We start from the raw sequence: 21,648 nt of genomic DNA on the forward strand, positions 1-21,648 counted from the left end.
AACTAAGTATTTAGTTACGACCATTTACAAAAGTGGAAGAATCTTTATTCAACTTTTATAATTAAAACTAGACAAAATCAAATAGTAATCTATTTTTCATTATGTTGATCGTATTTGAATGTCTTCAACAAAATATTTGTTTAACTTTGGGATAGGAATAAAATTAATTTCACCTTATGATTATTACGGCTTAGTTAATAAAATATTACCTTCTTCTCTAAATGGTTTTTATCATGCAATGGAAAAATAATGCAAGCCGCTATGGGCATATCTCTTTGCTCGTACATTGGCTAGTCGCAATTGTCGTATATGGAATGTTCGCTTTAGGTTTATGGATGGTGACACTAGGCTATTATGATAGTTGGTATCATCAAGCTCCTGAGATACATAAAAGTATAGGAATATTATTATTTATTGTTATGGCATTTCGTGTGATTTGGCGATTTATTTCACCGCCGCCGAAGCCATTAGCAAGCTACAGTAAATTAACGAAAGCTAGCTCTATTATTGTTCAAATTCTGATTTATATTATTTTATTCAGTATTTTGATCAGTGGTTATTTAATCTCAACTGCTGATGGACAACCTATTAGTGTGTTTGGTTGGTTTGATGTTCCTGCACTATTTACCGGTGCTGCGACACAAGCAGATACCGCAGGTGAAGTTCATTTATATTTAGCTTGGGCAGTGGTTCTATTATCAGTGTTGCATGCTTTTGCAGCTTTTAAACATCACTTTTTTGATCGTGATATTACATTAAAAAGAATGTTGGGTTTTAACCCCGATAAGTAACGTGGAGATAATTATGTTGAAGAAAACGGTTCTTGGTCTGGCTACTGGTGCACTTTTTTTAACGGCAGGTTCAGCATTAGCAGAAACTTACCAATTTGATAAGCAAGGCCAACACGCGTTTATTGAATTTCGTATTCAGCATTTAGGTTATAGCTGGGTATATGGTAGTTTTAAAGACTTTGATGGGTCTTTTACTTATGATGCAAAAGATCCATCAAAAGATAAAGTCGAAGTTACTATTAAGACAGGTAGCATTGATACTAACCATGCAGAGCGTGACAAACATTTACGCAGTGGTGATTTCTTAAATGCAGCCAAATTCCCTGAAGCGAAATTCGTTTCAACAGAAGTGAAGAAAGACGGTGAAGCCTACAAAATCACTGGTGATTTCACTTTAAATGGTGTCACTAAGCCAATTACATTAGACGCTAAATTAATGGGCGAAGGTAAAGATCCTTGGGGTGGATACCGTGCAGGTTTTGAAGCAGAAGGTAATATTAAGTTAAAAGAATTTAACATCAAATCTGATTTGGGTCCTAAATCTCAAGAAGCACAACTGTTGATTTCAGTTGAAGGTGTTCAAGTTAAATAAGATTTTTATCATAAAAAACCTTCAGGCTTTCGAGTGCTGGAGGTTTTTTTATATCCAGCGTATTATAAATTGTTTCTTTGTGGCAAATTCCCCCGTCTGAACCTCGCAATTTCCCTTATTCCTATAGCTAGACGACTTTAATACAAGCTAAAATAAGCATTATTACTTTTTATCGTTCAATTCGTGGCATTAACACTTTAGATACGTGAATATTATCGGTTTTAGATGCCATGGCATTATATGCAATTGGTTCTACAGTATATAAGTAGCTTGAAAGTGTTTGTGGGGAACCGTTTTACAAGAAAAGGCAGGGTAACTTTGAATACAAATAACTCACGTAAAACCGCATTAATTGTTAGCATTATTTTTATTGCATTTGCATTCGGTTTTTATTGGTTAAGTAAAGATAACAATGTGTTATCTACAGAAAATAATAGTGCAATTCATTCAGAGGCACTTGCTCAAGTTGAAAAAGAATTACCGATTATCGCGACGGTTAAGAAAATAAGCCCTGAAACCTATCAAAGTTTTGAGCATCTAATTACACAATACGACCCAACTAATGAAGATTTACGCCGTCAACTGTTTGACCAAGTAGTCGGGAATGTCATGAAGTTAGTACTAGAGCGTATGGAATATGCCTCTGATGACTCCGTGATTAACTTTACTAGCAGAGTTAATGATTACCTAAAAATCTTATTGGAAGAAGACCCAACGGGAAAAACGTGTTTTTATTCACTATTTCCGCATTTGAGAGAAACAGCAGAAATTATTCCACCACAAAAAAGCCAAGCTGTTTTGTTGAAACAAATTCAGGCAACCAATGAACTTTTAATTTCAAGTGAAGCGGGTGTAAAACAGGCGTTAATGTCCCCGACAGAATATTCTGAGGAATTAACCCAACTTGCTAGCGGGCTTTCTGCAAAGTATGGTGAAGATACTGCAATTCTTGGGAATTTAGAAGCAGGGAAGAAATCACCGGCACTAGCGTGCCGTATTTCTATTAGTTTTTATGATGAAATATTATCTATTCCAGATAATCCGAAAAAAGCGGCATTGTTACGTTCTTTATTTTCATCAGTAAATAATTAATTCTTTTTAGCAAAATGGTACTGATTAATATTGGTGCCATTTTGTGTCATTAAGTATTACATTTCATAGCGTTAATCGCACTTTTTTTAATGCATTATTATTTGAGCATAAATAGTTCGTATTTATGTAGTATGCTTATTATATAAATTTATTTTTAACTATTTTGGAGATGGCATGCAATTTATTAAGAAAAGTATCATCGCACTTGCCGCTGCGGCTGCGATATCAATGCCAATTGCAGTAAGTCAAGCTTGTACTCGGGTTGTTTATTTAGGTGAAAATGAACAGATAATGACCGGAAGAACAATGGATTGGAAATACGATATAGGCACTAATCTATGGATCTTTCCTCGAGGCATGGAGCGTGATGGCATTGCAGGACCTAACTCTTTAAAATGGAAATCAAAATACGGTAGTGTGATCGCCTCAGGTTATGATATTTCAACAACTGATGGAGTGAACGAAGAGGGTCTAGTTGCCAATTTATTATGGCTTGCTGAATCAAAATACCCTCAAGTAGATAATCAGCAACCTGCGTTGTCGATATCGCTATGGGCACAATATGTGCTAGATAATTATGCGACAGTGGAAGAGGCAGTTGCAGCCCTAGAAAAAAATCCACTGGTCGTGGCAACGGATAATGTTCCAGGACAGGATAGGTTAGCGACTTTACATTTGTCATTATCAGATGCGAGTGGCGATAGCGCAATTATTGAATATATTGATGGTAAGCAGGTCATTCATCATAGTCGCAAGTATCAAGTTATGACTAATTCGCCTACTTATGAGAAGCAATTAGCAATGCAGGAATATTGGCAAGGAATTGGTGGTACTGTCATGCTACCGGGGACAAACCGTTCCGCTGATAGATTTGCTCGTGCGCAATTTTATATTAATGCAATTCCTCAGAAAACAACGCCTAATAAAGCGGTCGCCAGTGTTTTCAGTGTCGTACGTAATGTGTCTGTTCCTTACGGATTGACGTCCGAAAATTCACCTGAAATATCGTCAACGCGTTGGCGGACATTAGTTGACCATAAACGTCAGCTCTATTTTTTTGAATCTGCATTGACGCCAAATATTTTTTGGACTGATTTGGCAAAAATTGACTTTTCAGCAGAAACTGGACAAGTGAAAAAGTTGGATCTGGGTGAAGAGCAGAGCCATATTTATTCGGGGGATGCGACCAATAAATATGTGGTTACAAAACCTTTTGAATTCTTAGGGTTAAGTGCGAAACAGTTAGGTTACTAACTTATCCTATAGCGCGTATCAGCCCTCTTTATCTATAGGGGGTTGATATGAATCAAGTCCTCGATAATTTATCCATGAATGTTTTGCAGATAGCAAACGAACGATATAAGATGTATTTAAAATGCAACTTATTGGTGATGATATGAATAATCTCGTGTGTTACAAAACCATGCCGGTTTGGAATAAAGCGTCTTTACCGTTAATGTTCCAAGAGCGTCATAATACAAAAGAAGATACATATGCACAGTTGAAAGTGCTAAAAGGCTCTTTAGATTTTATCATTTTTAATGAGGATGGCAGCGAACAACATTTTACTTTTGATATTCATAACCAGCCGCCTATTATCGAACCTCAAGTTTGGCATCGTATTTCTGCTTGTAGTGATGACATGGAATGCCAATTGGCTTTTTTATGCAAACCAGAACTGAAATTTTATAAAGAACACGGGTTAACGACTCCACATTCAGAAGTGCGTTACCTGTGTGAGAACCACCTTAGTAAGCCATGTAAAACATTAGATTTAGGCTCGGGAAGGGGCCGCAATAGCTTTTATCTTGCCTTACAAGGTTATGACGTGACCTCGGTAGATATCAACCCTCAACATATCCAAGCGATTGACTTTGTTAAAAAACAAGCCGCAGTAGAAAATATTCATACGGCTGTTTATGACATTAATAGTCACCAGATAAAAGAGGATTACGAACTCATTATTTCTACTGTCGTACTGATGTTTTTGCAGCGAGAAAAAATTGCTAATGTCGTTACCAATATGCAAGAACATACCCTACCAGGGGGCGTTAACGTTATTGTGTGTGCCGTTGAAACGCCAGATGCACCACTGGATTTAGTGCCATTTAAATGCTTCTTAAAACCAGGGGAGCTTGAAGGATATTATAAAGATTGGGATATTTTAAAATATAACGAAAACCCTGGGCACTTACACCGCACTGATTCACAAGGTAATCGTATTAAATTAAACTTTGCAACACTCATTGCGCGGAAAAAGTAAGAGATTAGTATAGGTTATCTTAGTAAGAGAGTTGCCGAGGGTGGCAACTCTTTTTTATTTGCTAATATTTAAGGTTTGCTGGCGGTAGTGTTAGCGGTTTCTTTTTCGCTTCGGGCTAAAGTTTTTTCGAGCAAGACAGAATATAGCGGTTTGCCACCTAAAAATTGGGCTATCATTGTGGCGCCAATGCAGGTAATAATCATCGGTAAGATTAACTGGTAGTTATTTGTCATTTCTAAAACTAAGACTATTCCAGTTAATGGCGCTCTGACGGTTGCGGCAAATAATGCGCCCATGCCTGCAATAGCGAAAGTTCCTACTTCAATTTGGTAATTAGGAAATATTTCGAGGGCAGCGTAGCCGAAAACACCACCAAATAAGGTACCAAGGGCGAGTAAAGGGGAGAAAATACCCCCTGGAGCACCAGAGCTAAAGCTAATCGTCGAAGTTAAAAACCGTAAAGCAAAAAATATGAATAATAAAGTGATGGTAAATTGGCCAGCAACCATCTGGTGGATCACCGAATAGCCGCCACCAACAATTTCAGGTAGATAAACACCAATTGCACCACAGGCACCACCAATTAGCCCGCCCATCAATACAAAGCGAGAAATTTTATTTTGGTAAAATGCTAAAAATTTACTTTGTAGGTACAATAAAAAACCATTAAAACAGATACCGATAACACCAAACATTAATCCTAAAATTAAATAAAGCCATAAAGTATTCATCGGTGCAGAAGAGAATTGACCTATATTTAATATAATAGCTTCCCCATTAATTAACCGATAGACAATGGTGGAGGTAACAACACCGATAAATACCGCTTTAATTGAAATTAAACTGTATTTAAATTGCGGGCGCATTTCTTCAATAATAAATAAAATGCCAGCTAAAGGGGCATTAAATGCTGTAGATAAACCAGCAGCAGCACCAGAGGCAAGCAAGGTATGGCGCGACTCGTTATCTTTTAAACGAAATAAATCATAAAACATTTGGCTAAGGTTCGCACCAAGCTGCACAGTTGGCCCTTCGCGCCCTAACACCATGCCTGAACCTAATGTCCCTAATCCACCAATAAACTTAACTGGGATGACTCTCCACCACCTTACGGGGCGCAAATCCTGTAATGCTCCTTCAATTTCTGGGATCCCAGACCCACCCGATTCAGGAGAGAACCGTTTAACTAGGTAATAGCCTAACATGGCAAGAAGTGCCGAGATAAAAAACATCCCAACAACCATCAACCATTTTGGAGCAACCCATTCACTCACTGATTGAACGCGATAGTTGCTAATCCAAGTTGTTCCTATTTCAAATAGAGAACCGATAAGACCGACTGCAGCACCAATGAGTGCCGCGAGTAGTAAGATTTTTACAGGTGTTTTATCTGATTCTTTTAACCGTTTAAAAATCCGTAACCGGCCTTTTATCATAGATTTACTTGCTGAATTTACCTGGCTCATCTTTATTGGATTCTCTTTATACGATGGAATAACAATCAGTTATAGGTAAGTATAACAAGAGTTACCGTAAGAACGTTATCAGGAAAAAAATAAAATGCAAAATAGTGTATTTAAGCAAGGAAACTGAGAAATAAAAACCAGCAGCACGAATAGCATACTTTCATTACCGTGAATAGTTCTCATTTGCAATGAATATTAATATAGATCAATAAACCATTAGATAATGAATAATTCCACTTTTTTATTCTAATAAAGAGCGTAGTCTTAATGTTGTATTTCAAATGCAACTTTAAGAGGCGAATAACATGTACTGTGTGCAATGTGAACAAACAATTAGAACTCCAGCTGGAAATGGCTGTGCATACGCGCAGGGTATGTGCGGTAAAACAGCAGAAACATCTGACCTACAAGATTTATTAGTTGCTGTATTGCAAAGCTTATCTGCAAGCGCAGTCACTGCTCGCTCGCTGGGTATTATTGACCATGATATTGATAGTTTTGCTCCGCGCGCATTCTTCTCAACCTTAACTAACGTCAACTTTGATTCAGAACGTATTATCGGTTATGCCCGTGAAGCTATTTATTTGCGTGATAAATTAATCAAGCATTGCCAATCCGTGAATAGTGTAGTGGCTTTCAATCATCCATTAATTAATTTGCAATTAAATGGAACTGACATTCCAACCTTACAGGCACAAGCGGCTCAATTTTCATTAGATATTGATAAAGCAGAAGTCGGTGAAGATATTCATGGGTTACGTATGTTATGCCTATATGGCTTAAAAGGGGCGGCAGCCTACATGGAACACGCCCATGTTTTAGGTCAGTATGATAATGAAGTTTATCGCCAATATCATGAAATTATGGCTTGGCTTGGAACATTGCCATCAGATATGAATGAGCTGCTTGATAATGCCATGGCAATTGGTCTGATGAATTTCAAGATCATGGAAATTTTGGATGCAGGTGAAACGAGCGAATTTGGTCACCCAACTCCAACGGAAGTTAACGTTCGTCCAGTCGCAGGGAAATGTATTTTAATTTCAGGTCATGACCTGAAAGACTTAAAAATGTTGTTAGAACAAACTGAAGGTACGGGTATCAATGTTTATACCCACGGTGAAATGCTGCCAGCACATGGTTATCCAGAGCTGAAAAAATATGCGCATTTAGTCGGTAACTATGGTAGCGGTTGGCAAAACCAGCAGGTGGAATTTGCTAAATTCCCAGGTTCTATCTTAATGACTTCTAACTGCATTATTGACCCTGATGTTGGTGATTATAAAGACCGTATCTGGACACGTAGTATTGTAGGTTGGCCAGGTGCAAAACATTTAGTGGGCGATGATTTTTCTGCAATGATTGCTCAAGCTCAGTCGCTTGCCGGTTTCCCGTATACCGAAATCGAGCACAAAATTACGGTTGGCTTCGGTCGTCAAACACTACTCGGTGCGGCAGATGCGGTGATTGATTTAGTTTCACAGAAAAAATTACGTCACGTATTCCTCGTTGGTGGATGTGATGGTAGCCGCGGTGAGCGTAGCTACTACACGGACTTTGCGCGTAGTGTACCCGAAGATTGCTTAATCCTGACACTCGCTTGTGGTAAATATCGTTTTAATAAATTAGATTTTGGTACGTTAGAAGGACTACCACGCTTATTGGATGTGGGCCAATGTAACGATGCATACTCTGCCATTATGCTTGCAGTGAATCTATCAGAGAAACTTGGTTGTGGTATTAATGATTTACCATTGAGTCTGATTCTGTCTTGGTTTGAGCAAAAAGCGATTGTTATCCTCTTAACATTATTAGCGTTGGGTGTGAAAAATATTTATACCGGCCCAACAGCGCCTGGTTTCTTAACTGAAAACTTATTGAATGTGCTAAATGAGAAATTTGGCATGCGGAGTATTACGACAGTTGAGCAAGATCTGGCAGAAATTTTACCTGCATGATCAATAAACCGATAGAAAAAGCTTAAAAACGATGTGAAAGACGGGGGTTGCGGCCCCCTTTAAAGGAGTAGCGCAATGACCATGCCAAGCAGTTTATGTCCAAATAGAATGCAAGTTCATTCTATTATTCAAGAAACATCAGATGTCTGGACAATTAACCTTATCAATCATGATTTTTATACGTATTCACCCGGTCAATATGCTTTGGTCAGTATTAAAAATAGTGATGATGTCATGCGTGCTTACACTCTTTCATCATCACCGGGACAAAGTCGTTTTATTTCCATTACTGTCAGGCGGTTAGACGATGGTGAAGGGTCAAATTGGCTAACGCGTTCAGTTAAAGAAGGTGACTACCTTTGGCTTTCTGAAGCACAAGGGGAATTCACCTGTGCCAATCTAAAAAACTCGCAGTATTTGATGCTAGCTGCTGGGTGTGGAGTGACACCGATTATGTCAATGACACGTTGGCTGATGGTGAATCGCCCAAATTCCCATGTAAAAGTGCTATTCAATGTTCGCGATGATAAGCAAGTCATTTTTGCTGAGGAATGGCAAAAGCTCGTCCGGTTATATCCAGAACGGCTGCAATTGTGTGTCATGGCGGAAACACCAGATAATGGCGATATTGCTCAAGGGCGTTTAACTGAAGAGAAATTGAAAGCGCTAGTGCCAGATATTGATTCACGAATTGTGATGACGTGTGGGCCTGTACCTTATATGAAAAATGCACAGCAATTTGCTGCAAATTTAGGTGTTCCTGCTGAACATTTCTTTATGGAGCGTTTTTCTACCGAACCAGAAATTGTTGATAGTGAAGATATTCTTACGTTAAAAATTCGTCAACGATTAGTCAATTTTAAAGTCCCAGTGGGGACGTCTTTATTATCTGCACTAGAACAAAATAAACAACCTGTTATTGCGGCTTGCCGAGCGGGTGTTTGTGGCAGTTGTAAAACAAAAGTGTTGTCAGGAAATTATACAACCACAAGCACAATGACATTAACCGAAGCAGAAATAGCGGAAGGTTATGTTTTAGCGTGTAGTTGCCAATTGCAGGGCGACACTGAAATAGCGTAAAGTTATTTCATGTGTGCAAACTGTCTCATTAGATTATTAATGGGACAGTATTATAAAATAAATCATAGTAATTATTTACAATACTCGAAATGAGAGTGTAATTAATGTTCCGGTAGTGAACTACGTAAAAAATAAATAGATAATTTACTGAGTGTATTAATTGCTGACACAGCAACCTCTTTGTTTGGGTCTTGACATAAGTCTATGATTCTTATGATGGCATCATTATATTCAATCGTTGCTTTGAAATCCCCTAAAGCAGAAATGGCAGCAATTTTGATTTCATCATTTACGCGAAATGTTAAGTTTGTTAACATTCCAACAATTACTTTATCCATAATAAAACTTTCACTGTTAAATAAAATAAAAAATATTCTAAGATAATTCTTGTGATATTTAATACTGTATTGATATCTGAAATTAAATATTAACAATTTAAAAGAATAGTTTTCAATGATAATTTCGAATTAAATAATGACATAAGTGTATTTTCTTATCTCATCATTTGCTTATTTGATTCTTTTTAATATAAAAAACCAATGATTCATTGATATTAGTGATTGCGTATACTCTAATAAAGCGTTTCAGTTATATTTAATTAGGCTTACTCCTTTATATTGTTTTTTTGTATTGTAAGGTAAATGGGCAGGTAAGTTTTGCTTAATTATCGATAAGATTTACTAAATAATATTACAAATATTATTTAGATTTATCTAAGGGTTGGTTATTGATAAGTAACTAAATATATTTATTTTAATTTGAATATTTAATTTTATTATTAGTTACATTTTGTTACTTTGTGAAGATATATTTAATATAAACTTAAACGAAACCTAAACAATAAGTTTCTCATGCGTAAAAAACCGTAGATATAGGGTGGCAATTAATTCATCAATGGGTATAATTCGCGCCGCATCCAAAGTGCAGTATCTCGTTAGGCGAGGCTCCTATACAAACATAGGTTACTGATCTGACGACGTCGAGAGACGCCCAAGATTAGGACAGGATATATCGACCGAAGGTATATCCCCATGTAACTTCCTGCTAAATCAGGATACGTTGTATAGTGCTAAAACCGAGACGAAGAGATAGCTTTCGCATTCTCTCATCTGGTTTCGCCCCTATGTGAGTACTGTTTGAGTAACCAACAGTAATAGGGACTAAAAAAATGACATTCACTACCCAGAACAAAGCGGGAGCAGTTGCTATTGCTCAATCCGCAATGAAAGGCGCGCGCCTCAAAGACAATAATACACCGTCACCAAAAGTTGATGATGCAACAGTTAGCGCTTATATGAGCCAATCATATTTGCCAGTCTCTGTCGCAGACTCAATAGCTTGCGTGAAACAAAATCTTATTGAGCACCTTGATGGCGAGCAAATCCCAACCTATTTATTTGTTGTCGATAACGACAATTATTTAAATGGTATTCTTTCAGTTAAATCATTATTAGCCTCACCTGAAAATTTATTAGTGTCTGATATCATGAGACACAATTATTTTTCTGTCGCCCCAGAACAATCACGTCATGATGTTTATGACCTGATTAATCATAGTGGTTTAGATATGATACCTGTGGTGCAATTTGGCAAATTGATGGGTGTTTTGCGTCCGCAAGATATCGCCGAACTGATTGAAGATGAGAATACACTTGATGCGCAGTTACAAGGCGCTACCACTCCATTAGATGAGCCCTACTTAACGACAAGCCCTGTAACTTTATGGCGTAAACGTGTCGTTTGGTTGTTGATGCTATTTGTGGCCGAAGCGTATACAGGAACTGTATTAAAAGCATTTGAAGAACAACTCGAAGCCGCAATTTCGTTAGCGTTTTTCATTCCGCTGTTGATTGGTACAGGCGGTAATAGTGGAACACAAATTACATCAACATTAGTCCGTGCAATGGCACTGGGCGAGGTGAGTTTACGTAATCTCGGCACAGTACTAAAGAAAGAGGTCTCTACCTCATTTTTAGTTGCGGTGACTATCGGTGGTGCGGCATTAATCCGTGCATGGATTTTAGGTGTTGGCCACGAAGTGACTATTGTGGTTAGCTTAACCATCGTTGCGATTACAATGTGGAGCGCGGTTGTTTCTTCCATTATCCCAATGGTACTGAAGAAATTAAAAGTGGACCCAGCAGTTGTTTCTGCACCGTTCATTGCAACTTTCATTGATGGAACTGGCTTAATTATTTACTTTGAAATCGCAAAATTAGTGATGACGGAGTTTGCTTAAGCGCACACCTCAAACTTGATGCGGCAGAAAGGTTAATTTTCTGCCGCAGCGACAAAAACCTCTTCTTGTTTTAACACTTCCCCACATTTTCGACATAAATATTGGTTTTCACCACGTAGCACTTTGTTATGACGGCGTATAGTTAATTCATGGGTCATTTCACAAGCACAACGGTAGCGAAATGTTTTACTTTTTACTGTCGTAACTGCAAAGTTGTGTGTGCGTTTAGCCGTGACTTCCAGTACGTGTTGCATCATCCATTTCCATTCTTTGCCATGCGGTGCGATACCTTTGCGGCCAAATACTCGAAAAACCAACAAATGCGCTAATTCATGAGGCACAACCTCATCAATAAATTGTTCTGTATTTTCGATGAGTAAACTGGGGTTGAGGCGAATTTCCCATTCTTTTAAGTAAGCACTACCCGCAGTTGTTCCCCGTTGCTTGTAGTTAACTGTTGGTTCTGGAAATGACTGTTCGAGTTTGTGCTCTGCAAGTGCGAGCTTTTCTCGCAATATGCGCATAACTTGTTGTTGTAAAAAAAGTGGAACACGGATTGTTTTCATGGAGTAAAGGATACGTGAAGGCAATGGACATAAACAAGTAATAATTGACATTTATTATATCAAAATATATATTGTATTCTTGTATAATATAAATCAGCAAGAACATATGCACAATAATACACCTGAACAGCAATTATTAGCGATGAAGCAGGCCGCGTCAGAAACAGCTTCGTTATTGAAAACATTAGGGAATCCAGATCGTTTAATTTTATTATGCCAATTAACACAGGGTGAAGCCTGCGTGAGTGAGTTAGAAGAGCAGTTAGGAATATTACAACCGACGCTCTCTCAGCAATTAACGGTATTGCGTAATGAAGGCTTAGTGATGACGCGTCGAGAAGGAAAGCGTATTTACTATGCGATTGCAGATGAGAAATTATTTACGTTGCTCAATACGTTATACCAGCTTTACTGCCCTGTGAAGGAGAAATGAAATGACAATCGATTGGGCTAATTTTACGCCACTATCTGCCGCAGTTGGCGGTGTATTGATAGGTTTAGCCGCTGCAATTTTATTAGTTTTTAACGGCCGTATTGCGGGTATTAGCGGTATTTTAGGTGGGTTGCTAAAACCAACGAAGGGAGATACGGCGTGGAAAGTCGCTTTTATTATTGGTCTGATGAGCGCCCCAGCGCTATTTACTTGGTTGGCGTATACACCAGAAGTTAGCATTGCAACCAGTACACCTATTTTAGTTTTAGCTGGGCTGTTTGTTGGTTTTGGCTCACGGCTTGGAAGTGGCTGTACTAGCGGCCATGGGATTTGTGGCATGGCAAGGTTATCTCGTCGTTCAATTGTTGCGGTATTGGTCTTTATGATTGTGGCTTTTGTGACAGTCGCATTAGCTAACCATTATGGGATAGGGAGATAAACCCATGCCTATTCTTATCGCATTAATTTCAGGGATACTGTTTGGTTTAGGGTTGGTCATTGCCGGAATGGGAAATCCAGCAAAGATTTTAGCGTTTTTAGATATTACTGGAACGTGGGATCCCTCTTTATTAATTACGATGGCAGTTGGAATGGTAATCAGTGGTATTGCTTTCTTAGGGGTTAAAAAACGCTCTGTTAGTGTACTAAATTGCCCATTGCAAATTCCGACCAATCAAACGATAGATAAAAAACTAGTCACCGGAAGTGTGTTATTTGGTGTGGGATGGGGGTTAGCAGGGATCTGCCCAGGGCCTGCATTATTGTTGACAGGAATGGGATTAACACAAGGGATAATATTTACATTAGCGATGGTTGCAGGAATGGCTATTTTCCAGTTTACGCAAAAAAATTAACCGTTAATTCAGCGCAATAAAAAACCCATCATTAGATGGGTTTTTTTGTATATGGTTTATTTACCGAAGTGATTACAAGCCTGCGGCGGCACGCAATGCTTCAGCTTTGTCAGTTTTTTCCCAAGGGAACTGAGAACGACCAAAGTGGCCGTATGAAGCAGTTTGTTGGTAAATTGGGTGTAATAAGTCGAGCATCTTGATTAAGCCGTAAGGACGTAAGTCAAAGAATTCACGAACTAATTGGATTAATAATGACTCATCAACTTTACTTGTTCCAAAGGTTTCTACCATAATCGATGTTGGTTCTGCCACGCCGATAGCGTAAGAAACTTGGATTTCACAACGGTCTGCAAGGCCCGCAGCGACAATATTTTTTGCTACGTAACGAGCTGCATAAGCTGCTGAACGGTCAACTTTTGACGGGTCTTTACCAGAGAATGCCCCACCACCATGGCGAGCCATACCGCCGTAGGTATCTACAATGATTTTACGGCCTGTTAAGCCACAGTCACCCATCGGCCCACCGATAACAAAGCGGCCTGTTGGGTTAATAAAGTACTTGGTATCTTTTGATAACCATTCTGCTGGTAGAACTGGCTTGATGATCTCTTCCATCACCGCTTCATGCAGATCTTTTTGTTGAATATCTTCAGAATGCTGAGTAGATAAAACAACGGCATCAATACCCACAATTTTGTTATTGTCGTATTGGAATGTTACCTGGCTTTTCGCATCTGGGCGTAACCATGGCAACGTGCCATTTTTACGAACATCAGCTTGGCGTTGAACTAAGCGGTGTGCATAAGTAATAGGAGCAGGCATTAATACATCAGTTTCGTTGGTTGCATAACCAAACATTAGGCCTTGGTCACCCGCGCCTTGTTCTGATGGGTCAACACGGTCAACACCTTGGTTGATATCAGGCGATTGTTTACCAATTGCACTTAAAACAGCACATGAATTTGCATCGAAGCCCATTTCGGAACTGGTGTAGCCAATTTCGCGAACAGTTTTGCGCGTGATTTCTTCAATATCAACCCAAGCACTGGTGGTGATTTCTCCCCCGACCATTACCATACCTGTTTTGACGTAGGTTTCGCAGGCAACGCGAGCTTTCGGGTCTTGTTCCAGAATAGCATCAAGTACTGCGTCAGAGATTTGATCAGCAATTTTATCTGGATGCCCTTCTGATACAGACTCAGAAGTAAAGAGATGTGTAGCCATGAGATTAATACCTTAAGAATTCGCAAATTTATAATTGGATGTTTTAACATCTAGACGGCTATTTTAGTCCCATATGGCAAAAATTTCTACCTGTATTTATACAAAAAAGGTATAGGGCTATAAAACAGCAACAGATAAAGTTTTATCGCAATTTAGTCATTTTGGTTTTGCTTTTTGAGCGCAATAGATGTATAAACTGCGACCGTAACGGATGGTTGTTATTTCCCGTTATATACCAGCAGAATAATATAAAACTTCTGCTATCTATCAGGAATGTTTATAAACTTTTGAATTTCAATAAAAAAATAAGGTGATATAGCTTAAATCAACAGGTCAAACTGCCAAAATAGTGCTACCACATTGAAATTTTAAAGGGGTAAACAGTTATATTGGGGGTTAATGGGTAATGATCCATAATCTACTGAATAACAGTATCCAACCGTCATATGCGGATCGCCGCGTGACTTTGGCATTTACTTTCCTGTCATTCTTTACTTCATCACGAAGTTACCGTCACATCTTTAATACACCTTCGAGGCTGAGTCATTAATCTGTCAGCTTAAGGTCGTATATTGTCACTGTTTAGAAGTTCTAAGCACTTTTTATTAAAATCTGAGTATTGCCGTTTCCCCGACATAACTGCCTTGCAGTGTTATGTCCTCACTGACATGCATCAGGAAGGAGAACGCGTCACTCACCCCTCCATAAAAGGAGTTTATTATGAATGATAATATCGCTCGCAAAATGCGTCAGACGTACAACATCGCGTATTGGGGTGGTGGTTACTATCAGGTGAATGAGCGCGGAAATGTCTGTGTTTGCCCAAACCCTGAGAACCCTGACACCTTTGTTGATTTAGCTGACCTCGTTAATCAGGTTAAAGAAGAGCAGGAGCATTTACGCTTACCTGCATTGTTTTGTTTCCCGCAAATTTTACAGCACCGTTTACGTTCAATAAACGCAGCATTTAGACGTGCACGTGAGTCTTATGGCTATAAAGGCGATTACTTTCTGGTTTATCCCATAAAAGTTAACCAGCAACGCCGAGTCATTGAATCGCTGGTTAATTCTGGCGAGCCGCTCGGGCTTGAAGCGGGTTCAAAAGCTGAATTAATGGCTGTTTTAGCAAACGCAGGTAAAACACAAACGGTTATCGTCTGTAATGGGTATAAAGACCGTGAATACATCCGATTAGCGTTAATTGGGGAAAAATTAGGTCACAAGGTTTACCTTGTTATCGAAAAAATGTCTGAAATTGAGATGGTATTGGCAGAAGCGGAAAGCTTAAATGTCACGCCACGCCTCGGGGTTCGTGCTCGTTTGGCTTCTCAAGGCTCCGGTAAATGGCAGGCAAGTGGCGGTGAAAAATCTAAATTTGGTTTGGCTGCAACTCAAGTACTGCAATTAGTGGAAATTTTACGCAATGCCAATCGCTTAGACAGCCTGCAGTTACTTCATTTCCATTTAGGCTCTCAGATGGCCAATATTCGCGACATCGCTACGGGTGTTCGTGAATCAGCGCGTTTCTATGTGGAACTACATCGCCTAGGCGTTAACATTCAGTGCTTTGATGTGGGCGGTGGTCTTGGTGTTGACTATGAAGGTACTCGCTCTCAATCCGATTGCTCGGTCAACTATGGTTTAAATGAATACGCTAACAACGTGATTTGGGCAATTGGGGACGCGTGTGAAGAATTTGATTTACCACACCCAACGGTAATTACCGAATCTGGCCGAGCGTTAACAGCGCATCATACGGTATTAGTATCCAATGTGATCGGGGTTGAGCGTAACGAATTTACTAAAACAACACCGCCTCATGAAGATGCGCCACGTTCATTGATTTCCTTATGGGAAACGTGGGAGTCAATGCAGCATCAAGGTAATAGCCGTTCATTACGTGAATGGTTGCATGATAGCCAGTTCGATTTACAAGAAGCGCACACTCAATATGCACACGGCGTACTAGATTTAACGCAACGAGCATGGGCAGAAGAGTTATACCTAAATATTTGCCGTCGCATTCAACAGGATTTAGATCCAAGCAATCGTGCTCATCGTCCAATAATCGACGAACTGCAAGAGCGTATGGCTGATAAGTTCTATGTGAATTTTTCATTATTCCAATCGCTGCCAGACTCTTGGGGAATCGACCAAGTGTTCCCAGTGTTACCGATTGAAGGGTTAGATAAACCATTAGACCGTCGTGCGGTACTGTTAGATATCACCTGTGACTCTGACGGTATTATTGACCATTATGTTGATGGTGATGGCGTTGAAACCACAATGCCAATGCCTGCGTATGACCCTGAAAAGCCGCCAATGATAGGTTTCTTTATGATTGGCGCGTACCAAGAAATTTTAGGTAACATGCATAACTTGTTTGGTGATACTGCCGCAATAGATGTCTGGGTTGATAGCCAAGGCAACTTGCGTTACCTGCAAAGTGAAGAGGGCGATTCTGTGGCCGATATGCTGCAATACGTCAAATTAGTACCGGAAGTCCTACTAGAAAGCTTCACAGAGCAAGTAAAAGGCACTGGTTTAAGTGAGCAACTCCAAAAAGGCTTTGTGGAAGAGTTCGAGAATGGTTTGTATGGGTATACTTATCTCGAAGACGAATAAATGCTTAATGCGCGTCATATTTCGTGCTGTGGCGGTGTTGGCTGCATTCGCCAACCCTAGTCACATACTTATGTATGTTCTTAGGGCTTGGCGTATTTTGCCGCCTAGCGACAGCACGAACTATTTAGCGCACTATATGAGTCATAACGTATTAAGATACTGAACAGATAATAACTTTGTGCAAATAACATGATTTGTTTATTATTTATACTGTACGAAGTTAATTAGGTAGAACGATTCGAGCCAAATATTAAAAGGGCTTGCTAACGGGCAAGCCTATTTTGAGGAACAAAAATGATTAATAGTACTTTAGGCAATCAAGTTGATAATTCACTGGTTTCTAACGCATTTGGTTTTTTACGTTTTCCATTGAATTTTCAACCATATAGCTCAGATGCGGAATGGGTGATCACGGGTGTACCATTTGATATGGCAACCTCAGGCCGTGCAGGCAGTCGTCATGGGCCAGCCGCTATTCGCCAAGTGTCTACTAACCTTGCATGGGAAAGCCATCGTTGGCCTTGGAATTTCAAGCTAACCGAACGTTTAAATGTCGTCGATTGTGGTGATGTGGTGTTTGCTTTCGGTGATGCACAAGACATGAGTGACAAGCTGCAAGCACATACTGAAAAATTGCTTGAATCAGGTAAACGTTGCTTAACCTTTGGCGGTGACCACTTCGTCACACTGCCATTGCTGCGTGCTCATGCAAAACACTTTGGTAAAATGGCTTTAGTTCATTTTGATGCACATACCGATACTTATGGTAACGGTAGCAAGTTTGACCACGGAACCATGTTCTACCATGCGCCAAAAGAAGGGTTAATCGAACCAAATCATTCAGTGCAAATTGGTATTCGTACTGAACATGATAGCGACAATGGTTTTACTGTATTGGATGCAGGTCAGGTGAATGATCGTAGCGTGGATGATATGGTTGCGCAGATCAAAGAGATTGTCGGTGACCTACCTGTTTATCTGACTTTCGATATTGACTGCCTTGACCCTGCATTTGCACCGGGTACAGGAACCCCTGTTATTGGTGGTTTAACGTCAGATCGTGCATTGAAGCTATTGCGTGGCATACAGTCATTAAATATCGTGGGTATGGATTTAGTGGAAGTTGCCCCAGCTTATGACCAATCTGAAATCACGGCATTAGCCGCAGCATCTATCGCATTAGAGATGCTGTATATTCAAGCTGCTAAAAAATAAGTTATTTTTAATTGCATCAATAAGCCACCGATTGGTGGCTTTTTTATATCCATACTTTATATAAGTGTTTATCAATTATACTAAAAATCAACAAATCGCATTTTTTGTTTATTGAATTGAGAATGATTTTTATTAACAATAATCTTATAATTTACGTCTATATGTATTTTTCTACGGTAAAAAAACATATTAACCTTGTAAATAGTGAAATATTTTTTATAAATAATAAATATTAGGCTAAAATTATTACTTTGTAACTTATTGTTATTGTTGCTAACTTAATATTAAAGGTGAACTAGTCAATTTGGCTATTATTCAGTAGGAGAAAAGTATGGCGTTAAATAATAAAGTTATTTTAGTTACTGGTGCCGCTCAAGGTATTGGTCGTGGTATCGCATTGCGTTTAGCGAAAGAAGGCGCTGATATCGCACTGGTGGATTTGAAAAAAGACAAGCTCCAAGATGTTGCCAAAGAAATTGAAGCGTTAGGCCGTAAAGTAACAACATTTGCCGCAGATATCAGTCAACGTGACCAAGTTTTTGCTGCGGTGGCTCATGCGGAAGCTGAGTTGGGTGGTTTCGATGTGATGATTAACAACGCGGGGATTGCACAAGTTAAGCCAATCGCTGATGTTCGCCAAGAAGATATGGATTTAATCTTCAAAATCAACGTAGATGGAACCTTGTGGGGCATTCAAGCTGCTAGTGAAAAATTCCAAGAACGTAAACACAAAGGAAAAATCATTAATGCATCCTCTATTGCAGGACATGATGGTTTTGCAATGTTAGGCGTTTACTCCGCCACAAAATTTGCCGTACGCGCATTAACGCAAGCCGCGGCAAAAGAATACGCCAGTTCAGGTATAACGGTGAATGCTTATTGTCCTGGTATTGTTGGAACAGATATGTGGGTAGAAATCGACGAACGTTTTTCTGAAATCACAGGCACGCCAAAAGGTGAGACCTATAAAAAATATGTGGAAGGCATCGCATTAGGTCGAGCACAAACGCCAGATGATGTGGCAGGTTTGGTTGCATTTTTAGCGAGCGATGACTCTGACTATATTACTGGCCAATCTATTTTGACTGATGGCGGGATTGTGTATCGTTAATTCATTCATATGAATTTAGGATGCAAATAATAGCCGCGATGAATAACTCATCGCGGTTTTTGTTTATGCGGCGTATTTTTGAATATCAACTAAGATATTGTCTGCTTGAGTCCAAAGTAAAGAGCCGCCTTCTTGCGGATGTAAATGGTGGTTGCAGTTTAGTAAGCGACCGGACAAAATTTTACCAAAATCGGGTGAGTGCACGGTGCTCATATCCAATTCGCCATACCATAAGGATGTCGGGCATTGAATATCTTCAGGGGTGAATCCCCAAGGCTGTAAAGAGAGGATTAAATCCTGTACATAACCTTGATTACCTTGGGCAAAAGCGCGTCGAATACACGCAGTATAGGCATCAAGGAATTGTTCTTCATTATAAAGTTGTTGGTCAATATCTGCGCTGCAATTAAGAATAAATGCCAGCAACCACTCACCAGTGACATTCTTCAATAGCCAATCTGACAGGGCTTCAGGGGTGTTAAGGGCTTGCTCTTGCATGTTCACAACATCAGTGCGGAGTATTGCGCGAGTTGCAGGGTATTCAAATTGGTCTTGTCCAGACACAATAGACAGTGAAATAGGCTGGCAATAGTGGGCGATAGCCATGGCAAAAACAGCACCTTGAGAAAAACCAACGACAGAAAATTGGGTAATGGATTGTTCATTTAGCAGTGTTTGCACATCCATAGCAAAGCTTTTCAATGATTTTTCAGGGTGAAAAGTGGATTCACCAAGGCCCGCACGTTCAGGAACAATCAAACGAATGTTCAGTTGTTCGAGTAAATCCAAACCAAATCCTAATGAACCACTCATCCCTGCTCCTGTACAAAAAACAACAGGGAAACCTGTTTTAGGGCCTGATTCAAACCAGCAAAATTGGCGGCTATCAGGTAATTTCATCGTGTGTTGATGTGTGTTGGTCAGTGGTGCGTTATACATGGTGAATTCCTAACACAGAGCAGGTATAGATTGGGTGATAAGATAGGTCAGTTAATAATTATTAAAACTGGCATTGTTATAGTTGCAATTTTAAAGTATTAAATAGGTAAAATGCAAAATATTAGCTTAATAAATATCAATTCATTAACAATGAGAAGAGTAAAATGGCATTTTCTGAATCAGAAAAACAGATTTTATTAGCAGTTAAAGGTGTCGGGCCCACAGTGATTAGCCGTTTAGAACAAATGGGGTTTAGTTCACTCGCACAATTGAGCGAAGCTTCCTACGATGAAATTTTAATTTATGGGGCCGCATTAACAGGCTCAAGTTGCTGGAAAAATAGCCCGCAAGCGAAAAAAGCGGTAGAAGGGGCTATTTTAGCAGCTAAACAAGCGGTTAGATTGCCATCTTAATCAGTTTGGTTTCTCGTTTTCCATTTCTTACTGCGCAAGATATTGAGAACTTGTACTGCCATGGAAAAGAACATCGCAAAGTAGATATAGCCTTTTGATACATGAATTTGAACACTTTCAAGTAGTAAGGTGAAACCAACAAGAATCAAAAATGATAAGGCTAAGATTTTTACAGAAGGGTAGCGCTCAACAAAGTCGCCAATGGGTTTGGCCGCAAGCATCATAATGAGCACAGCGATGACGACCGCAGCCATCATGATAAATAAGTGGTCTGATAGCCCCACAGCCGTGATCACGGAATCTAAACTGAAGATAATGTCTAATAAAGCAATTTGAACGATAGCGCCCCAAAATGAACTGACTTTTTTATTTGCTAGGTTATTTTCACCTTCTCCTTCAATCGTATCAAAAATTTCTTGGCTTGCTTTCCATATAAGGAAGATCCCACCTGCACATAATATGAGGTCGCGAGCGGATACCACATGATCAGCGACAGTAAAAAGTGGGGTGGTAAGGCGTGATAACCACGCAATAGAAGCCAATAATGCAAGACGCATCACCATTGCTGCAATAAGCCCAGTCCGTCTGGCACTATTTTGTTGGTGATTCGGAAGTTTGCTCACCACAATACTGAGGAAAATAATATTATCAATGCCTAGGACAATTTCTAATATGGTTAGTGTCGCGAGTGCCATCCAGGCATTGGGATCCAGTATCCACTCAAACATCTTAGTACCTTCTAATTAACGAATTAAACAGTGATAATAATTTATCGTCTGCTTTGGTA

21 protein-coding genes and 1 riboswitch are annotated in these 21,648 nt (G+C 39.4%); of the genes, 15 read left to right on the top strand and 6 right to left on the bottom strand.

Annotation, left to right across the window (positions count from 1 at the left end; all coding sequences use genetic code 11):
* Nucleotides 1-233: 233 nt before the first annotated feature.
* The 5 genes from PSE60_RS13950 to tehB all read left to right on the top strand — a co-directional run bounded on the left by PSE60_RS13950 (nucleotide 234) and on the right by tehB (nucleotide 4,738).
* A complete protein-coding gene (locus PSE60_RS13950; RefSeq protein WP_004913280.1) occupies nucleotides 234-791 on the top strand; it encodes a cytochrome b in 558 nt (185 codons plus the stop codon).
* A gap of 13 nt (nucleotides 792-804) precedes the next feature.
* Nucleotides 805-1,383 (top strand): YceI family protein, encoded by a 579-nt coding sequence (locus tag PSE60_RS13955; RefSeq protein ID WP_042851639.1) that lies wholly within the window; start codon nucleotides 805-807, stop codon nucleotides 1,381-1,383.
* A 318-nt stretch (nucleotides 1,384-1,701) separates the two neighbouring features.
* On the top strand, nucleotides 1,702-2,475 hold the full coding sequence (locus tag PSE60_RS13960) for a hypothetical protein (RefSeq protein WP_004913275.1): 774 nt from the start codon (nucleotides 1,702-1,704) through the stop codon (nucleotides 2,473-2,475).
* 174 nt (nucleotides 2,476-2,649) lie between these two features.
* Nucleotides 2,650-3,729, top strand: a complete 1,080-nt coding sequence (locus tag PSE60_RS13965) for a linear amide C-N hydrolase (protein ID WP_272665792.1) — start codon at nucleotides 2,650-2,652, stop codon at nucleotides 3,727-3,729.
* Between the two features lie 121 nt (nucleotides 3,730-3,850).
* Nucleotides 3,851-4,738 carry an SAM-dependent methyltransferase TehB gene (gene tehB, locus PSE60_RS13970; protein WP_272665793.1) on the top strand — a complete coding sequence of 296 codons (888 nt, stop codon included), beginning with the start codon at nucleotides 3,851-3,853 and terminating at the stop codon, nucleotides 4,736-4,738.
* Nucleotides 4,739-4,806: 68 nt separating this feature from the next.
* Here tehB and clcA read toward each other — a convergent pair whose 3' ends face one another.
* Nucleotides 4,807-6,204 (bottom strand): H(+)/Cl(-) exchange transporter ClcA, encoded by a 1,398-nt coding sequence (clcA, locus tag PSE60_RS13975; protein ID WP_272665794.1) that lies wholly within the window; start codon nucleotides 6,202-6,204, stop codon nucleotides 4,807-4,809.
* 305 nt (nucleotides 6,205-6,509) lie between these two features.
* Here clcA and hcp point away from each other — a divergent pair, with 305 nt between their 5' ends.
* Both hcp and hcr read left to right on the top strand, forming a co-directional pair.
* A complete protein-coding gene (gene hcp, locus PSE60_RS13980) occupies nucleotides 6,510-8,162 on the top strand; it encodes a hydroxylamine reductase (RefSeq protein WP_272665795.1) in 1,653 nt (550 codons plus the stop codon).
* 75 nt (nucleotides 8,163-8,237) lie between these two features.
* Nucleotides 8,238-9,242, top strand: a complete 1,005-nt coding sequence (hcr, locus tag PSE60_RS13985; RefSeq protein WP_210840141.1) for an NADH oxidoreductase — start codon at nucleotides 8,238-8,240, stop codon at nucleotides 9,240-9,242.
* Nucleotides 9,243-9,343: 101 nt separating this feature from the next.
* Here the strand turns inward: hcr and PSE60_RS13990 are convergent, their stop codons facing one another.
* Entirely contained in the window at nucleotides 9,344-9,580 is a 237-nt protein-coding gene (locus PSE60_RS13990; protein WP_004913253.1) for a HEAT repeat domain-containing protein, read from the bottom strand.
* Nucleotides 9,581-10,165: 585 nt separating this feature from the next.
* Nucleotides 10,166-10,337: riboswitch (M-box (ykoK) riboswitch) on the top strand.
* A gap of 73 nt (nucleotides 10,338-10,410) precedes the next feature.
* Here PSE60_RS13990 and PSE60_RS13995 point away from each other — a divergent pair.
* Nucleotides 10,411-11,481: a magnesium transporter gene (locus PSE60_RS13995; protein WP_210838740.1), complete on the top strand. Its 1,071-nt coding sequence runs from the start codon at nucleotides 10,411-10,413 to the stop codon at nucleotides 11,479-11,481.
* 32 nt (nucleotides 11,482-11,513) lie between these two features.
* Here PSE60_RS13995 and PSE60_RS14000 read toward each other — a convergent pair whose 3' ends face one another.
* Nucleotides 11,514-12,047, bottom strand: coding sequence for a SprT family zinc-dependent metalloprotease (locus tag PSE60_RS14000; RefSeq protein WP_210838744.1), 534 nt, complete (start codon nucleotides 12,045-12,047; stop codon nucleotides 11,514-11,516).
* A gap of 106 nt (nucleotides 12,048-12,153) precedes the next feature.
* Between PSE60_RS14000 and PSE60_RS14005 the strand changes: the two genes are divergently transcribed.
* From PSE60_RS14005 to PSE60_RS14015, 3 genes are read left to right on the top strand one after another with little or no spacing between them, the layout of a single operon-like run.
* A complete protein-coding gene (locus tag PSE60_RS14005; protein WP_272665796.1) occupies nucleotides 12,154-12,480 on the top strand; it encodes an ArsR/SmtB family transcription factor in 327 nt (108 codons plus the stop codon).
* A 1-nt stretch (nucleotide 12,481) separates the two neighbouring features.
* Entirely contained in the window at nucleotides 12,482-12,919 is a 438-nt protein-coding gene (locus PSE60_RS14010; RefSeq protein ID WP_272665797.1) for a YeeE/YedE family protein, read from the top strand.
* 4 nt (nucleotides 12,920-12,923) lie between these two features.
* Complete coding sequence (locus PSE60_RS14015; RefSeq protein ID WP_004262080.1) at nucleotides 12,924-13,334, top strand: DUF6691 family protein; 411 nt, start codon at nucleotides 12,924-12,926, stop codon at nucleotides 13,332-13,334.
* 72 nt (nucleotides 13,335-13,406) lie between these two features.
* Here the strand turns inward: PSE60_RS14015 and metK are convergent, their stop codons facing one another.
* Nucleotides 13,407-14,558: a methionine adenosyltransferase gene (gene metK / locus PSE60_RS14020; RefSeq protein WP_210838734.1), complete on the bottom strand. Its 1,152-nt coding sequence runs from the start codon at nucleotides 14,556-14,558 to the stop codon at nucleotides 13,407-13,409.
* 720 nt (nucleotides 14,559-15,278) lie between these two features.
* Between metK and speA the strand changes: the two genes are divergently transcribed.
* From speA to PSE60_RS14035, 3 genes are all read left to right on the top strand, one after another.
* Nucleotides 15,279-17,183, top strand: a complete 1,905-nt coding sequence (gene speA / locus PSE60_RS14025; protein ID WP_272665798.1) for a biosynthetic arginine decarboxylase — start codon at nucleotides 15,279-15,281, stop codon at nucleotides 17,181-17,183.
* 294 nt (nucleotides 17,184-17,477) lie between these two features.
* Entirely contained in the window at nucleotides 17,478-18,398 is a 921-nt protein-coding gene (speB, locus tag PSE60_RS14030; RefSeq protein WP_272665799.1) for an agmatinase, read from the top strand.
* A 331-nt stretch (nucleotides 18,399-18,729) separates the two neighbouring features.
* Entirely contained in the window at nucleotides 18,730-19,509 is a 780-nt protein-coding gene (locus tag PSE60_RS14035) for an acetoin reductase (RefSeq protein WP_210838729.1), read from the top strand.
* A gap of 63 nt (nucleotides 19,510-19,572) precedes the next feature.
* Here PSE60_RS14035 and PSE60_RS14040 read toward each other — a convergent pair whose 3' ends face one another.
* Nucleotides 19,573-20,448, bottom strand: a complete 876-nt coding sequence (locus PSE60_RS14040; protein ID WP_210838727.1) for an alpha/beta fold hydrolase — start codon at nucleotides 20,446-20,448, stop codon at nucleotides 19,573-19,575.
* 164 nt (nucleotides 20,449-20,612) lie between these two features.
* On the opposite strand from PSE60_RS14040, the gene PSE60_RS14045 reads away from it, so the two are divergent.
* Nucleotides 20,613-20,861, top strand: a complete 249-nt coding sequence (locus PSE60_RS14045; protein WP_110732106.1) for a helix-hairpin-helix domain-containing protein — start codon at nucleotides 20,613-20,615, stop codon at nucleotides 20,859-20,861.
* Here the strand turns inward: PSE60_RS14045 and PSE60_RS14050 are convergent.
* Nucleotides 20,858-21,589 (bottom strand): TerC family protein, encoded by a 732-nt coding sequence (locus PSE60_RS14050; protein ID WP_272665801.1) that lies wholly within the window; start codon nucleotides 21,587-21,589, stop codon nucleotides 20,858-20,860. The two genes, PSE60_RS14045 and PSE60_RS14050, sit on opposite strands and share 4 nt — an antisense overlap.
* Between the last annotated feature and the right edge of the window lie 59 nt (nucleotides 21,590-21,648).

The organism is Providencia sp. PROV174, from assembly GCF_028480685.1.
Taxonomy (GTDB): Bacteria; Pseudomonadota; Gammaproteobacteria; order Enterobacterales; family Enterobacteriaceae; genus Providencia; species Providencia rettgeri.

Coding starts and splice junctions, on each gene's coding strand:
- PSE60_RS13950 (WP_004913280.1), top strand. CDS start 234: ATGCAATGGAAAAATAATGCAAGCCGCTATGGGCATATCTCTTTGCTC.
- PSE60_RS13955 (WP_042851639.1), top strand. CDS start 805: ATGTTGAAGAAAACGGTTCTTGGTCTGGCTACTGGTGCACTTTTTTTA.
- PSE60_RS13965 (WP_272665792.1), top strand. CDS start 2,650: ATGCAATTTATTAAGAAAAGTATCATCGCACTTGCCGCTGCGGCTGCG.
- tehB (WP_272665793.1), top strand. CDS start 3,851: ATGCAACTTATTGGTGATGATATGAATAATCTCGTGTGTTACAAAACC.
- clcA (WP_272665794.1), bottom strand. CDS start 6,204: ATGAGCCAGGTAAATTCAGCAAGTAAATCTATGATAAAAGGCCGGTTA.
- hcp (WP_272665795.1), top strand. CDS start 6,510: ATGTACTGTGTGCAATGTGAACAAACAATTAGAACTCCAGCTGGAAAT.
- hcr (WP_210840141.1), top strand. CDS start 8,238: ATGACCATGCCAAGCAGTTTATGTCCAAATAGAATGCAAGTTCATTCT.
- PSE60_RS13990 (WP_004913253.1), bottom strand. CDS start 9,580: ATGGATAAAGTAATTGTTGGAATGTTAACAAACTTAACATTTCGCGTA.
- PSE60_RS13995 (WP_210838740.1), top strand. CDS start 10,411: ATGACATTCACTACCCAGAACAAAGCGGGAGCAGTTGCTATTGCTCAA.
- PSE60_RS14000 (WP_210838744.1), bottom strand. CDS start 12,047: ATGAAAACAATCCGTGTTCCACTTTTTTTACAACAACAAGTTATGCGC.
- PSE60_RS14005 (WP_272665796.1), top strand. CDS start 12,154: ATGCACAATAATACACCTGAACAGCAATTATTAGCGATGAAGCAGGCC.
- PSE60_RS14010 (WP_272665797.1), top strand. CDS start 12,482: ATGACAATCGATTGGGCTAATTTTACGCCACTATCTGCCGCAGTTGGC.
- PSE60_RS14015 (WP_004262080.1), top strand. CDS start 12,924: ATGCCTATTCTTATCGCATTAATTTCAGGGATACTGTTTGGTTTAGGG.
- metK (WP_210838734.1), bottom strand. CDS start 14,558: ATGGCTACACATCTCTTTACTTCTGAGTCTGTATCAGAAGGGCATCCA.
- speA (WP_272665798.1), top strand. CDS start 15,279: ATGAATGATAATATCGCTCGCAAAATGCGTCAGACGTACAACATCGCG.
- speB (WP_272665799.1), top strand. CDS start 17,478: ATGATTAATAGTACTTTAGGCAATCAAGTTGATAATTCACTGGTTTCT.
- PSE60_RS14035 (WP_210838729.1), top strand. CDS start 18,730: ATGGCGTTAAATAATAAAGTTATTTTAGTTACTGGTGCCGCTCAAGGT.
- PSE60_RS14040 (WP_210838727.1), bottom strand. CDS start 20,448: ATGTATAACGCACCACTGACCAACACACATCAACACACGATGAAATTA.
- PSE60_RS14045 (WP_110732106.1), top strand. CDS start 20,613: ATGGCATTTTCTGAATCAGAAAAACAGATTTTATTAGCAGTTAAAGGT.
- PSE60_RS14050 (WP_272665801.1), bottom strand. CDS start 21,589: ATGTTTGAGTGGATACTGGATCCCAATGCCTGGATGGCACTCGCGACA.